This is a genomic window from Streptomyces nojiriensis (assembly GCF_017639205.1).
Lineage (GTDB): Bacteria > Actinomycetota > Actinomycetes > Streptomycetales > Streptomycetaceae > Streptomyces > Streptomyces nojiriensis.
On sequence record NZ_CP071139.1, the window covers coordinates 8578674 to 8591589 of the forward strand.

Consider the following 12916-nt stretch of genomic DNA (forward strand, 5'->3'; position numbering starts at 1 on the left):
GGGAGCGCGGACTTCGCGGCGGTCTGCCGCCAGGCCACCGCCCGGCTCGTTAACGTGGGCGAACATGACCTCCCTGTGCGACCAGGCCACCGCCGTCCGGGCCCTCGTGGAGTCCGCCGACCCCGGGGCGGTATGGGCCGTCGGCGGACCCGGGGGACTCCAGGCGGGTTCGGACGGCGGGCACCCCGCCGGCGCCGCCTTCGACGTGGACGGCCTCAGCGGCGTCCTCGCGCTCTGGCCGGTCATCGGCAGCCTCGTCGAGGAGGGCGCGCTGCGGCTGCACACCCCGCTCGCCGCCTACGGGGACGCGGCCGCCGAGGGCGTCCCCGTAGGGACCACCGCCCACCACCTCCTCACGCATCCGGGCGGGACCGCCGCCCTCACCCACCTCACCCGCCTCGCCGAGCAGTTGTCCGGCAGCCCGCTCGCCGACCTCGCGGCCACCCGCGTGTGGCACCCCCTGGGCATGACCGGCACCCGCTTCGCCGACGGCACCCTCCGCGCGCCCCTCGCCGACCTCGTCCGCTTCTTGCGCCACCTCTTGGATCCGGTGGACCCGGTGGACCCGGGGGGCATCAGCCGGGCCTGGACCACCGAGTCCCTCCGGCTCCGCACCGGCGAACTCACCCCCGCCCGGGGCCTGCTCTGGGACCCGGCACCGCACGGAGTCTGGACCCACCACGCCCCGCAGGACGGCGGCGCGGCCCTCTGGGTCTCCCCCCGCCACCACCGCTGGGCGGTCCTGCTGCCGACCGCCGGGCGAGGCGCGCCGCGCACCGCCTTCCGCGAAGCGGCCTTCGCACCAACTACCGCTGAATGACGGTCTGTTGTGTGAGATCCTGAAGGCCGTCCCCAGGAGGTCGCGGCCGTATGAAGAAGACCCGACGGCGCGACCGGGACGTACCCGGGCCGTCCTCCCCGTGGGACGAGATCGCCCCGGGCCTGTGGATGGGCGGCCACTACTGGACCGATCCGGCCGGTGAGCCGTGGCCCGTCGTCGTGGCGGACGAGTTCGACCTCGTAGTCAGCCTCTTCACCCGGACCGGCCACGGCCCGGGACCACGCGCCGAGCACGTCGTGGCGGAGATCCCGGACGACGGGCTCACCGCCGACCAGTTGCACACCGTCCAGCGTCTCGCCCGGACCGCGGGACTGGCCCTCGACTCGGGCCTCACCACACTGGTCCGCTGCCACTCGGGCTACAACAGATCCGGCCTCGTCGTCGCCCAGTGCCTCGTCGACCGGGGACTGACACCCGACGAGGCCATCGCCCGGGTGCGCCGCGGCCGCTCCCCGTGGGCCCTGAACAACGAGGCCTTCACCTCCTACCTCACCGCCGGGCTGGACATCGCGGCGCTGCTGGTCGGGCTCGACCCCTGACGTGGTCCTCGGGGCGCGGAGTGCGCAGGTGGGACGTACGGTGATGCCGTTGTCGCCGAGCGTTGTCGCACCCGCCACGGAGGTACACGGATGCGTACGGTCCAAGGGGCCGCCCTCGACGGGCTCCGAGCCCGGGTACGGGCCCTCGCCGCCCGGCGCCGCCCCGAGCGGGCCGGTCGGTCACCCCGCGGTGAGGCGCCGCTCGCGGACCGCGGGCCCGCCGTGCCGGGGCTGGGCGCGGAAGCCCCCGGCAGGCGCACGTTCGTAAAGGATTCGTCGCGGTACGCGGCCTCCGCTCCCGCCCCGGCCCCGGCCGCGGAAACCACCGCCCGGGCGGCCCTGGCCGGCTTCGGGGTCCTGCTGCGCGGCCTGGCCCGGCCCCGCCCCGGCGACGTGCGCACCTCCGCCGCCGCGCTGCGGGCCCTGCGCGCCCGCCAGGGGGACGCGCCCGCCCTGGTCCGCACCCGCTCCGGGCGGACCGTCCTCGTCCTCCTCGATCCGCAGGACCTGCGCCGCTTCTACGACGAACCCGTCAGCGTCCTCGCGGCGGCCACGCCTGACAAGTGCCCGGGCCCGAACCCCGGGGAAGCCGCCGACCCGGCCGACTCCGCCGACTCCGGCTGTTCCCGCGGCGAGCCCGGTGCGGAGCGACGCGAGGTCAGCGCCGAGGTGCTGGCCGCCGGCCGGCCCGTGCACCCGTCCCACGGGCCCTTCCTCGCGGCCCTCGCCGAGGAGGCCCGGCACCTGACCGGCTCCGCCACCGGCGCCGGCACCGTCCTCCTCGACCTCGCCCGTGCCCGGTACGCCGTGCAGCGCGCCGCCCGGCGGATCGTGCTCGGCGACGCGGCAGCCGCCGACGAGCAGCTGAGCGGATGGCTCACCCAACTGCGCGCCGAGGGCCGGGGCGTGCGCGCCGGCCGGGTGCGCGCCGCCCGCTCCGTGCACGACAGGGCACGCGCCCGCATCGCGGAGTACGCCGCCCGGGCCGACGGCGACACCCTCGTCGGGCGGGCCGGCCGCCACGCCGACCCGACCGGAACCCTCGACCCCGTCGGTCAGGCCCAGCGCTGGCTGCTGGCCATGGACGCCGTCCCGGACACGCTGCTGCGCACCCTGCTCCTGCTCGGGGCCCACCCCGCCGAGCAGGACCTGGCCGTGGCCGAGGCCGCCGCCGGGGTCGCCGCCGGGCCGGACCGGGGCGAGCTGCCCCGGCTGCGGGCCTGCGTCCGGGAGTCCCTGCGGCTGTACCCGGTGGTGCCCGACCTGATCCGCGTCACCCGTACCGAGACCGAGTGGCGGGGCGTGCGCTACCCGGCCGGCACCTCGGTTCTGGTGCCCGCCGCGTTCCATCAGCGCGACCCCGAACGGGTACCGGCCGCGCACGTGTTCGTTCCCGGCCGGTGGAAGAACCCGGGCGCGGACCAGGACATCCGGATGGCGCCCTTCAGCCACGGCGGCGGCCGCTGCCCGGGGGACCAGCTCGGCCTGATGGCCACCGCCGCGCTCTGTGCCGAGGTGCTGCGCGGCCACCGGGTCACGGGCACCCGGCCGGTGCTGGACCCGGTGGGACCGCTGCCGACGACGCTCGACCCGTACGGCATCCGGCTCACGCTCACCCGCCGCTGAGGGCGCCCCCGCCCGACCCGGAACCCGTCCGGGCCCGAAGCGGTCCGAGCGGGTCCGGCCCTGTCCGGCCCCGTCCGGCCTTGTTCGTCCCCGCCCGACCCCGTCCGTCCCCGAGCCCCTGCCGAACCCCACGAGGATCACATGCCCGACGCCGCGACCTCCGCGTCCACCGCCCCGGACATCGACCTGCTCGACGCCCCGTGCCGCGCCCTCGCCGAGGCGGCCGACGCGGTCGGTGAGGCCGCCCGCTACGCCTCCGGCCTGGCCTTCGGCGCCCGACTGCCCGCGGCCGCCCTCGCGCGGGGCGGCCGTACCCGGCTCGGCTGGCGCACCCTGCTGCGTACGCTCACCGACCCGTCGGGCCTCGGCTGGGCCCCGCGCGGCCGGGGTGTGGCCCGGGCCGGGCGGCTCGCCGGAATCCTGGCGGGCCGGGAGAGCCTCGCGATCAGCATCGCCGTCTGCGGGCTCAAGGCCCGGATCCGGGCCGCGAGCGCGGGCCGTCCCGAACTGTTCGACGATCCCGGCGCGGCTGCGGTCCTGGGCGCCGTCGGCGCGGGCCGCCAGGGCGAGGCCGTCCGGCTGTTCCGCGCCATCATGCGCGAGCGCGGCGCCGAGCACGCCTTCGCGCTGCTGGCCCCGTCCTTCGCCGACATCCTCGCCTGGCACGCGCTGACCGACGCGAACCCGTTCAACGACCACGCCGGCTGGCAGGTCGCCACCGGCCGGGCGGAGACCGCCGAACCGGCTCTCGGGCTGGGCGCCGCCTTCTGGGCCTTCTGCGACCGGGGTCCGGGGCTGCCCGAAGGGGCGGCCACGACGGGTGCCGGGACGGGTGCCACGACGGGTGCCGGAACGGGGGACGCGCCCACCCGCGGCCCGGCCCGCCGGCGGGTCACGGACCGGCCGCCCCGGCCGGCGCCGCGGCCGCCGGCCGGCGGTCTGAGCGGCCACGCCGCCGCCCTGCGCACGCACGCGGTCCGGCTGCGGATCGCGGCCATGGCGCCGGGGTGGCACGGCCGGGAGACCGAGGCACTGCGAGCCGAGGTCACCAGGCTCGCGGCGCGCTGCGCCACGGCGGCGGGCGGGCTGGCGCTGGCCGCCGCCCAGCTACAGGACCAGTGACAGCAGCAGCACGAGGCCCAGACCGACCACCGAGATGATGGTCTCCATCACCGACCAGGTCTTCAGGGTCTGACCGACGGTCATCCCGAAGTACTCCTTGACCAGCCAGAAGCCGGCGTCGTTGACATGGCTGAAGAACAGCGAGCCGGCCCCGATGGCCAGGACCAGCAGTGCGGTCCCGGTGGTGGACATGTCCGCCGCCAGCGGGGCCACCAGCCCGGCCGCCGAAATGGTGGCCACCGTCGCCGAGCCGGTGGCCAGCCGGATCGCCACGGCGATCAGCCAGGCCAGCAACAGGGTCGGTACGGCCCAGTCCTTGGAGACGTCCAGGATCATCTGGCCCACGCCGACGTCGATCAGCGTCTGCTTGAAGCCACCGCCCGCGCCCACGATCAGCAGGATGCCCGCGATCGGGGCCAAGGACCTGTCCACGGTGGCGGAGATCCGCGCCCGGGTGAAGCCGGCCGCCCGGCCGAGCGTGAACATGCCCACCAGGACGGCCGCGAGCAGCGCGATCATCGGGGATCCCGCGACGTCGGTCACGCGCTGCAGGGGGCTCGCGGGGTCGTCGACCACGATGTCGACGAGGGCCTTGACGAGCATCAGCGCCACCGGGAGCAGCACGGTGAACACCGTGGCCCCGAACCGGGGGCGGTGCGCCGGCTCGGCCGAGGGGCGCGCCGCGGTCATGTGCTCCGGCGCCGGGATGTCCACCCACCGCGCCGCGTAGCGGGAGAACAGCGGCCCGGCGATGATCACGGTCGGGACCGCCACGAGCACCCCGAGCCCGAGGGTGACCCCGAGGTCCGCGTGGAGCGCGTCGATGGCGACGAGGGGTCCGGGGTGCGGCGGGACCAGGCCGTGCATCACCGACAGGCCGGCCAGCGCCGGGATGCCGATCCGCATCAGGGAGTAGTTCCCCCGCTTGGCGACCAGCAGGACCACCGGGATCAGCAGCACGATGCCGACCTCGAAGAAGAGCGGCAGTCCGATCACCGAGGCGATCAGCACCATCGCCCACGGCATGGCCCGGCCCTTGGCCCGGGCGAGGATCGTGTCCACGATCTCGTCCGCGCCGCCCGAGTCCGCGAGCAGCTTGCCGAGGATCGCGCCGAGCGCGATCAGTACTCCGACACCCGCGACCGTGGCGCCGAGTCCGGCGGTGAAGCTGGCGATCGTCTTGGCCAAGGGTGCGCCCGCGAAGACCCCGAGGGCCAGCGAGCCGACCGTCAGGGCCAGGAAGGCGTGCAGTTTGAAGCGGGTGATGAGCAGGACGATGACGGCTATGCCCGCGAGGACGGCTATCCCCAGCTGGGTGTTCCCGGCCGAGGTGATCGGTCCGGGGGCGGCCGCTGCCAGAGTCTCGACGCTGAGACCGGTCACGGTGGGGATTCCTCAGTTCTCTTGTATGGGGAGTCGGCGCAGCGCGGCCAGCGCCCGCTCGGTGATGTCTTCCGGGGACCCGGACACGTCGACGACGACGCCCAGTTCGTCGTCCTGGAGCGGCTCCAGCGCGGCGAACTGCGAGTCCAGCAGGGTGGTGGGCATGAAGTGGCCCTTGCGTTCCGCCATGCGCCTCTCGATCAGCGGGCGCTCACCGGCGAGGTGGACGAAGACGGCCCCGGGGGCCGCGGCGCGCAGCCGGTCGCGGTAGGCGCGCTTGAGGCTGGAGGCGGCGATCACGCCGCCTCGCAGGCCGGCGCGGTTGCGGATCCAGTCGCCGATGGCGTCGAGCCACGGCCACCGGTCCGCGTCGTCCAGCGGGATGCCGGCCGACATCTTGGCGACGTTGGCCGCCGGGTGGAAGGCGTCGCCCTCCGCGTACGGAATGCCGAGGGCCTCGGCGAGCAGTTGCCCCACGGTCGTCTTGCCCGTACCGGCCACGCCCATCACCACAATGACGCGCTGGGTGCTCACGCCTACCTCGCTGTCCTCGTCGACATCGGTTCGTGTGGCACCACTGAAGCGCATTAAGTAGTACTTATTCAAGCGTCAGGTCGGAAACATCACATCTTTTGCCGCCGGAAGCGTCACCGTACGCTTACGCCATGACCACCGAAGGCAGTCCCGGCCGGGGGCACGGGCTCCATACCCACGTGCTGGACACCCTCGGCCTCGCGATCACGGCGGGGGAGTACCTTCCGGGCAGCGTCCTGCGCACCGACGAGATCGCCGAACGCTTCGACGCCTCCCGCACCGTCGTACGGGAGGTCGTCCGCGTCCTGGAGTCGATGCACCTGGTCGAGTCCCGCCGCCGGGTCGGAGTCACCGTGCGCCCCACCGACGAGTGGAACGTCTACGACCCGCGCGTGATCCGCTGGCGCCTGGCCGGCACCGACCGGCCCCGGCAGCTGCGGTCCCTCACCGTGCTGCGCTCCGCGATCGAGCCGGTCGCGGCCGGACTCGCCGCGACGCTGGCCACACCGGAGCAGTGCGCCGAACTCACCGAGGCGGCCCTCGGCATGGTCCGCACCTCGCGCGGCCACCAGCTGGAGGGATACCTGCGGCACGACATCGCCTTCCACCGCGTCGTGCTGAACGCCTCCGGGAACGAGATGTTCGCCCGGCTCGGGGACGTCGTCGCCGAGGTCCTGACCGGCCGCACCGAACATGCGGTGATGTTCCACGATCCCGACCCCGCCGCCGTCACCCTGCACGTCCAGGTCGCCGAGGCGGTCCGCGAGGGCGACGCGGCGCGCGCCGAGGCACTGACCCGCCGGATCGCGGTGGGCGCGCTGGAGGAACTGGACGTACTCGCGCCCTGAGCGCCGTGCCGCGGTCCGCACGAGGCGGCCGCGGCACGGATTCGCCACGGCCGCTTCCGGGGGCCGGGCGGCCGGGCCTCAGACGTCGAGCGCGGCGATCTCGAGCGCGCCGAGGCGTTCCGGTTCCGCCACGATGTCGATCTCGGTGATCAGGCCGTCCTCGATGGTGAAGCCCAGTACCAGGAACAGGCGTCCCAGCGGGGCCATCGCCAGACCGACCACTCCGTCGACCAGGGCCGGGGCCGTGGACCGGGCCCGCTGCACGGCGGCCATCGCGCCCGTGGCGACGGTGACGGCGCCGCGGACGAGGAGCGGGGCGGGGGTGGGGACGACGGCCTTGTCGGCGCGGAGCACCACGTCGGGGTGGAGCAGGGCGACGAGCGCGTCGAAGTCCCCGCCGCGGGTGGCGGCGAGGAAGGCGTCCACGACGCGGCGCTGGCGGGTCAGATCGGTCTCCGGCACCACCGGGGCCCCCTTGACCCGGCGGCGGGCGCGGCTGGCGAGCTGACGGGTCGCCGCCGGGGACTTCTCGATCAGCGGGGCGATTTCGTCGAACGGCACGGAGAACAGGTCGTGCAGGACGAACGCGAGCCGCTCGGCCGGGGCCAGCTGGTCGAGCACGACCAGCAGCGCCAGCCCGACCGAGTCGGCCAGCAGCGCTTCCTGCTCGGGATCGACGGAATCGACGGGATCGACGGTCCCGGTACGGCTGAGAGCGGAGTCGGAGGGATACGCCTCCATGGAGTCCTCGCGCCGCGACTCGCGCGAGCGCAGCATGTTCAGGCAGACCCGCGACACGACCGTGGTCAGCCAGCCGCCGAGGTTCTCGACATCGCTGACATCGGACCGGTCGAGGCGCAGCCAGGTCTCCTGGACGGCGTCATCGGCCTCGGCGAGCGAGCCGAGCATGCGGTAGGACACCGCTCTCAGATGAGAGCGGTGCTCTTCAAAGCGTTCCGTCAGCCGTGCTTTCTCGTCCACCGGTCCCCCGTATCGATTGCGCACACCGGATCACCAAAATAGATCACGTGCAAAAGGCCCTGGTGAGGGGGGAGTTGACACCGTCCCCGGCCGGGACCGACCGGGCCGGCCGACTGCTGGATAATGGCCCCCGAACAGCAGGAGCGAGTGGAGACGCCGGATACACAGAGTGGACCGGCAGGAGAGGGAGCCCCCGATGGACGTGCAGCACTTCGAGCGGATCACCGCATTCATCGAGGCGCGGCTCACCCCGCTGTTCGACGAGGCGACGGGCAGCGAACACGGCTTCGCCATGGACGACACCTCCCGCGCCCTGCGCGCGCTGCGCAACTCCGTCCTGGAGGCCTCCGCCATCAAGGGCCTCATCGAGAAGCGGGAATCCGCCGAGCCGGCCATGCGCCGCGTCATCGACCAGTCGGTGGAGCACAACTGGGACGTACTGCGCGGCATCGCCCGCCAGTGGGAGGACCACGCCGACTTCCGCCACGAGTTCAAGCACCACGCGTGGGAGCTCGACCACCACCACGCGGAGGCCTGAGTTCATCGCGGTGGTTCGAGGACTTCCCGCGCGGTGACGGCCGCGCGCAGGAGCCCGGCCGTGGCGGCCTGCTCCGCGGGCGACGGCGACAGGACCCCGTTCTCGGTCATCAGGGCGTGGAACTGCTGCCGCTCGTACGGAACCCCGGGCGGCAGCGCCGCGATGTGCCAGTGCAGGTGGGCGTTGCCCTGTCGGCTCCCCAGCGAGTACAGGTAGGTCCGCTCGCTGTCGAAGACGTCCTCGACGGCGAGCGCGACCTCCCGTACGACGAGCATCAGCCGCGTGTAGGCCGCGGGGTCCAGATCGCGCACGGCGTGCTCGACGTGCGCCTTGGGGGCCACCAGGACCTTTCCGGGGAGCGTGGGCCAGCGGTCGAGGAAGGCCACGTGGTGCTCGTCCTCGAAGACGGTCTCGTGCGCGTAGTCGGGATCCCCGGCGAGGAAGGTGCAGACGAAGCACGGTCCGCTGCGCGTCCGTTCGACGTAGGCCTCGAGGTCCATCGGTTCACGGTCCATCGGCATGCGCATCGGTGTCGGCATCGGTCCATCCTCCCACCGGTGCTCCGCCCGTCACAGGGCGGACGCGTGGCCCTCCGGGTGGCCGGTCACCAGCAGGCCGCCGTCCGGGGTGCGCCGGGCGCGGGCGCCGGTGCGGAAGTAGCCGTCGGGGGTGAAGGAGCGCGCGTTGCGGTCGGGCGCCCGGTAGTAGCCCCGCAGGGTGCGGGGACCGCGGGCGAGGAGCTCGCCCGATTCCCCGTCGGGCACGTCCTGGCCGTCGGCGTCCACCACGCGCAGTTCGTCGTCCGGCGAGAGCGGGCGGCCCTGCGTGGTGAGTACGGTCTCGTCCGGATCGGCGGGCCGGGTGAGGGTCAGCACCCCCTCGGCCGTGCCGAAGACCTGCTGGAGGCGGCCCAACCCGGGACCCACCCGTTCGGCGGTCGCCCGGTCCAAGGGCCCGCCGCCGATCTGCACGAGACGAAGACTGCTCGGGGCGGCCCGGACCGGGGCAAGCAGGTCGAGCCAGAGCCGGGCGGCCGCGGGCTCCAGCGATGTGACGGTGACGCGCTCACGTTCGACGGCCGAGAGACACGCGGTGGCATCCGGGTCCTCGGCCAGGACGACGGTGCCGCCGACCGAGAGGGTGCCGACGATGCCGGGGCAGCCGAAGGTGAAGTCGGACCCGGCGGGCAGGGCGGCGAGGTACACGTCGTTCCCGCTGAGCGCCACCAGCTCGGCGGCGGCCCGGACCTGGTAGGCGTAGTCGTCGTGGGTACGCGGAACGAGCGCGGGCTCCGCGCCGGCACCGCCGGAGAGCAGGAAGAACGCCACCTGGTCCGCGCTCCGCGCGAGCGGCCGCTCGGGCGGGGAGTCGAGGGAGCCCAGGGGGTAGTACTGGCAGCCCGCCGCGTCGACGCTGAAGCCGCCGTACGGGGACGACTCGCCCGGTGCCTCGAAGGTGAACACCCGCCGCAGGAAGGGCCCTTGGGCGGCGATGTCCGCGGCCATCGCCGTGAGGTCGAAACCCTGGTGGGCCGGCGGACCGACGTAGCCGACGGCCTGGCCGACCCGCACGAGGTGGGACACCTGCGACGCGCGGTGCGTCATCGGGCAGAACACGGGGACCGCGCCGGCGCGCATCAGCGCGAACACGGTGATGACGAACTCGGGCACGTTCGGGAGCTGGACGACGACCCGCTGCCCGGGCCGCAGGCCGCGCAGCCGGAACCCGGCGGCCATCCGGTCCACGCGCCGGTTCAGGAGCGCGTACGTGACGCGGGTACCGCCGTGCACGAGCGCGGTCCGCGGCCCGTACTGCAGGGCCCAGTCGCGCAGCAGGCCGTCCAGCGTGTTGCCGCGCCAGTACCCGGCCGCCCGGTACCGGTCGGCGACCTCGGCGGGCCACGGCGTGCAGCAGTCGAGCATGGATGTCATTCGTTTCCCCGGGGAGCGACCGTGCCGTCCTGACCCTGGCCAGCCAAGCCGTCAACAGCCCGGCGGACAAGGCGCTTTACCGACCAGGGTCGCGCCCCGCCCTCGGCGGAACGTCCAATCGGAGCCGGACGGCCGGCCCAGGGGGTGTCCTGCCGATCAGGCGGTGCCCGCCGACTTGCGGGGGGTGGTCTGCTGGACCGCCCAGCCGTTGCCGTCGGGGTCGGAGAAGTAGACGAAGGAGCCCCACGGCAGGTCCTGGATCTCCGTCACCTCCACCCCCCGGCCGCGCAGGTCCTCGTACGCCTCCTCGATGTCGGTGACGACGACCTGCATGTTGTCCAGCGACCCCGGGGTCATCCGGGTCAGCCCCTTGCCGATCGCGATCGAGCAGGCCGAGCCCGGCGGGGTCAGCTGGACGAAGCGGATGTCCTCGCTGACGGTCACGTCGTGGTCGGCGTTGAAGCCGAGCTTCTCGTAGAAGGCCTTGGCCCGGTCCACATCGGTGACGGGGACGGCGACGAGTTCCAGTTTGATGTCCATCACAGGATCATGCGCCCGGCACCGGTGCCTCGCCGCCCGACACGGCGAACTGGGTGCGGTACAGCTCCTCGTACCGCCCGCCCGCCGCCAGCAGCCCGGTGTGCGTGCCCCGTTCCACGATCCGGCCGTCCTCGACCACCAGAATCAGGTCCGCCGCCTGCACGGTCGACAGCCGGTGCGCGATCACCACCGCCGTCCGGCCCGCCAGGGCCTCGCCCAGGGCCTCCTGCACCGCGGCCTCCGAGGTGGAGTCCAGATGCGCCGTGGCCTCGTCGAGGATCACCACCCGCTGCCGGGCCAGCAGCAGCCGCGCGATGGTCAGCCGCTGCCGTTCCCCGCCCGAGAGCCGGTAGCCGCGCTCCCCGACCACCGTGTCCAGGCCGTCCGGCAGCGAGGCGACGAGCCCGTCCAGCCGCGAGCGCCGCAGTGCCTCCCAGATCTCCTCCTCGGAGGCGTCCGGGCGGGCCAGCAGCAGGTTGGCGCGCACCGATTCATGGAAGAGGTGCCCGTCCTGGGTGACCATGCCGAGCGTCTCGCGGATCGAGTCGGCCGTGAGGTCCCGTACGTCGATCCCGCCGAGCCGGACGGCGCCCGCGTCGGCGTCGTACAGCCGCGGCAGCAGCTGAGCGATGGTCGACTTGCCGGCGCCGGACGAGCCGACCAGGGCGATCATCTGGCCCGCCTCGGCCCGGAACGACACCTCGTGCAGGACCTGCGTACCGCCCCGGGCATCCAGGGCGGCGACCTCCTCCAGGGAGGCGAGCGAGACCTTGTCGGCGGCCGGGTAGCCGAAGGAGACCCGGTCGAACTCCACGGCCACCGGCCCCGGCGGCACCCGGCGGGCGTCCGGCTTCTGCGCGATGAGCGGCTTCAGGTCGAGGATCTCGAAGACCCGCTCGAAGCTCACCATCGCGCTCATCACCTCGACGCGGGCGCCGGCGAGTGCGGTCAGCGGGGCGTACAGCCGGGTCAGGAGGAGGGCGAGGGCCACGACGGAACCGGCGTCCAGGGAACCCCGCAGGGCGTAGAAGCCGCCGAGGCCGTAGACGAGCGCGAGGGCCAGCGCCGAGACCAGGGTGAGGGCCGTGATGAAGGCCGACTGGGCCATCGCCGTACGGATCCCGATGTCCCGCACCCGCGCTGCCCGGGCCGCGAACTCCGCGGACTCGTCGGCGGGCCGCCCGAAGAGCTTGACCAGCGTCGCGCCGGGGGCGGAGAACCGCTCGGTCATCTGGGTGCCCATCGCGGCGTTCAGCGCGGAGGCCTCCCGTTGCATCGCCGCCATCCGCGCCCCCATCCGGCGGGCCGGCAGCACGAACACCGGCAGCAGCGCCAGCGCCAGCAGGGTGATCTGCCAGGAGATGCCGAGCATGACGGTGAGGGTCAGCACCAGGGTGACGGTATTGGCGGCCACCCCCGACAGGGTGTTGCTGAAGGCCCGCTGGGCGCCGATCACATCGTTGTTGAGACGGCTGACCAGAGCCCCCGTCCGGGTCCGGGTGAAGAAGGCGACCGGCATCCGCTGCACGTGGTCGAAGACCGCCGTCCGCAGGTCCAGGATCAGCCCCTCGCCGAGGGTGGCGGAGAGTCTGCGGGTCAGCAGTCCGAGCCCGGCCTCCGCGACCGCGATCAGCGCGATGAGCAGGGCCAGCCGGGTGACCGCGGAGCTGTCGCGGCCGTCCACGATGGCCGTGACGACCCGGCTGGCGAGTACCGGGGTGGCCACCGCGAGCAGGGCGGTCACCACGCTCAGCAGAAGGAAGAGGATGAGCCCGCGGCGGTGCGGGCGGGCGAAGGCGGCGACGCGGCGCAGACCGGCCCGGGAGAGCGGGCGACGGTCCTGCTGGGCGTTGATCGCGCTGTGCAGCGACGTCCAGGCGGTGACTTCCATGTCCATGGCCCGAACGCTAGGACCTCAACCAAACTCCAGGTCAAGCATTCGGCCCGGGATCGCCCGCGCGGGGCGCCAACTCCCGCCCGGACGAGCGATTGTGACGACCCTCGTACGTTGTCGGCGCCCGGTGGCATCATCG

General features: G+C 73.8%; 13 protein-coding genes. 6 read left to right on the forward strand and 7 right to left on the reverse strand.

Features of this window, described 5'->3' with window-relative positions:
- The first annotated feature begins 64 nt into the window (after positions 1-64).
- From JYK04_RS38750 to JYK04_RS38765, 4 genes are all read left to right on the forward strand, one after another.
- The gene (locus JYK04_RS38750; RefSeq protein WP_189744546.1) at positions 65-820 is read left to right on the forward strand and encodes a serine hydrolase domain-containing protein; all 756 of its coding nucleotides are present in this window, start codon (positions 65-67) and stop codon (positions 818-820) included.
- Positions 821-870: 50 nt separating this feature from the next.
- Entirely contained in the window at positions 871-1380 is a 510-nt protein-coding gene (locus tag JYK04_RS38755; protein ID WP_189744548.1) for a protein-tyrosine phosphatase family protein, read from the forward strand.
- A gap of 90 nt (positions 1381-1470) precedes the next feature.
- Positions 1471-3006: a cytochrome P450 gene (locus JYK04_RS38760; RefSeq protein ID WP_189744554.1), complete on the forward strand. Its 1536-nt coding sequence runs from the start codon at positions 1471-1473 to the stop codon at positions 3004-3006.
- A gap of 141 nt (positions 3007-3147) precedes the next feature.
- Positions 3148-4128, forward strand: a complete 981-nt coding sequence (locus JYK04_RS38765; RefSeq protein WP_189744556.1) for a hypothetical protein — start codon at positions 3148-3150, stop codon at positions 4126-4128.
- Here the strand turns inward: JYK04_RS38765 and JYK04_RS38770 are convergent.
- Complete coding sequence (locus tag JYK04_RS38770; RefSeq protein WP_189744558.1) at positions 4114-5511, reverse strand: GntT/GntP/DsdX family permease; 1398 nt, start codon at positions 5509-5511, stop codon at positions 4114-4116. The two genes, JYK04_RS38765 and JYK04_RS38770, sit on opposite strands and share 15 nt — an antisense overlap.
- A gap of 12 nt (positions 5512-5523) precedes the next feature.
- Positions 5524-6045: a gluconokinase gene (locus JYK04_RS38775; RefSeq protein ID WP_189744560.1), complete on the reverse strand. Its 522-nt coding sequence runs from the start codon at positions 6043-6045 to the stop codon at positions 5524-5526.
- A gap of 131 nt (positions 6046-6176) precedes the next feature.
- Between JYK04_RS38775 and JYK04_RS38780 the strand changes: the two genes are divergently transcribed.
- The gene (locus JYK04_RS38780) at positions 6177-6893 is read left to right on the forward strand and encodes a FadR/GntR family transcriptional regulator (protein WP_189744561.1); all 717 of its coding nucleotides are present in this window, start codon (positions 6177-6179) and stop codon (positions 6891-6893) included.
- Positions 6894-6971: 78 nt separating this feature from the next.
- On the opposite strand, the gene JYK04_RS38785 is transcribed toward JYK04_RS38780, so the two are convergent.
- Positions 6972-7874: a sigma-70 family RNA polymerase sigma factor gene (locus JYK04_RS38785; RefSeq protein ID WP_189744563.1), complete on the reverse strand. Its 903-nt coding sequence runs from the start codon at positions 7872-7874 to the stop codon at positions 6972-6974.
- Positions 7875-8070: 196 nt separating this feature from the next.
- On the opposite strand from JYK04_RS38785, the gene JYK04_RS38790 reads away from it, so the two are divergent.
- Positions 8071-8412, forward strand: a complete 342-nt coding sequence (locus JYK04_RS38790; protein WP_189744565.1) for a hypothetical protein — start codon at positions 8071-8073, stop codon at positions 8410-8412.
- Between the two features lie 2 nt (positions 8413-8414).
- Here the strand turns inward: JYK04_RS38790 and JYK04_RS38795 are convergent, their stop codons facing one another.
- From JYK04_RS38795 to JYK04_RS38810, 4 genes are all read right to left on the reverse strand, one after another.
- On the reverse strand, positions 8415-8951 hold the full coding sequence (locus JYK04_RS38795; protein ID WP_229876648.1) for an HIT family protein: 537 nt from the start codon (positions 8949-8951) through the stop codon (positions 8415-8417).
- A gap of 30 nt (positions 8952-8981) precedes the next feature.
- On the reverse strand, positions 8982-10343 hold the full coding sequence (locus JYK04_RS38800; protein WP_229876650.1) for a (2,3-dihydroxybenzoyl)adenylate synthase: 1362 nt from the start codon (positions 10341-10343) through the stop codon (positions 8982-8984).
- 156 nt (positions 10344-10499) lie between these two features.
- Positions 10500-10883, reverse strand: coding sequence for a VOC family protein (locus JYK04_RS38805; RefSeq protein ID WP_189744567.1), 384 nt, complete (start codon positions 10881-10883; stop codon positions 10500-10502).
- 7 nt (positions 10884-10890) lie between these two features.
- Positions 10891-12780, reverse strand: coding sequence for an ABC transporter ATP-binding protein (locus JYK04_RS38810; protein ID WP_189744569.1), 1890 nt, complete (start codon positions 12778-12780; stop codon positions 10891-10893).
- Positions 12781-12916: the final 136 nt, after the last annotated feature.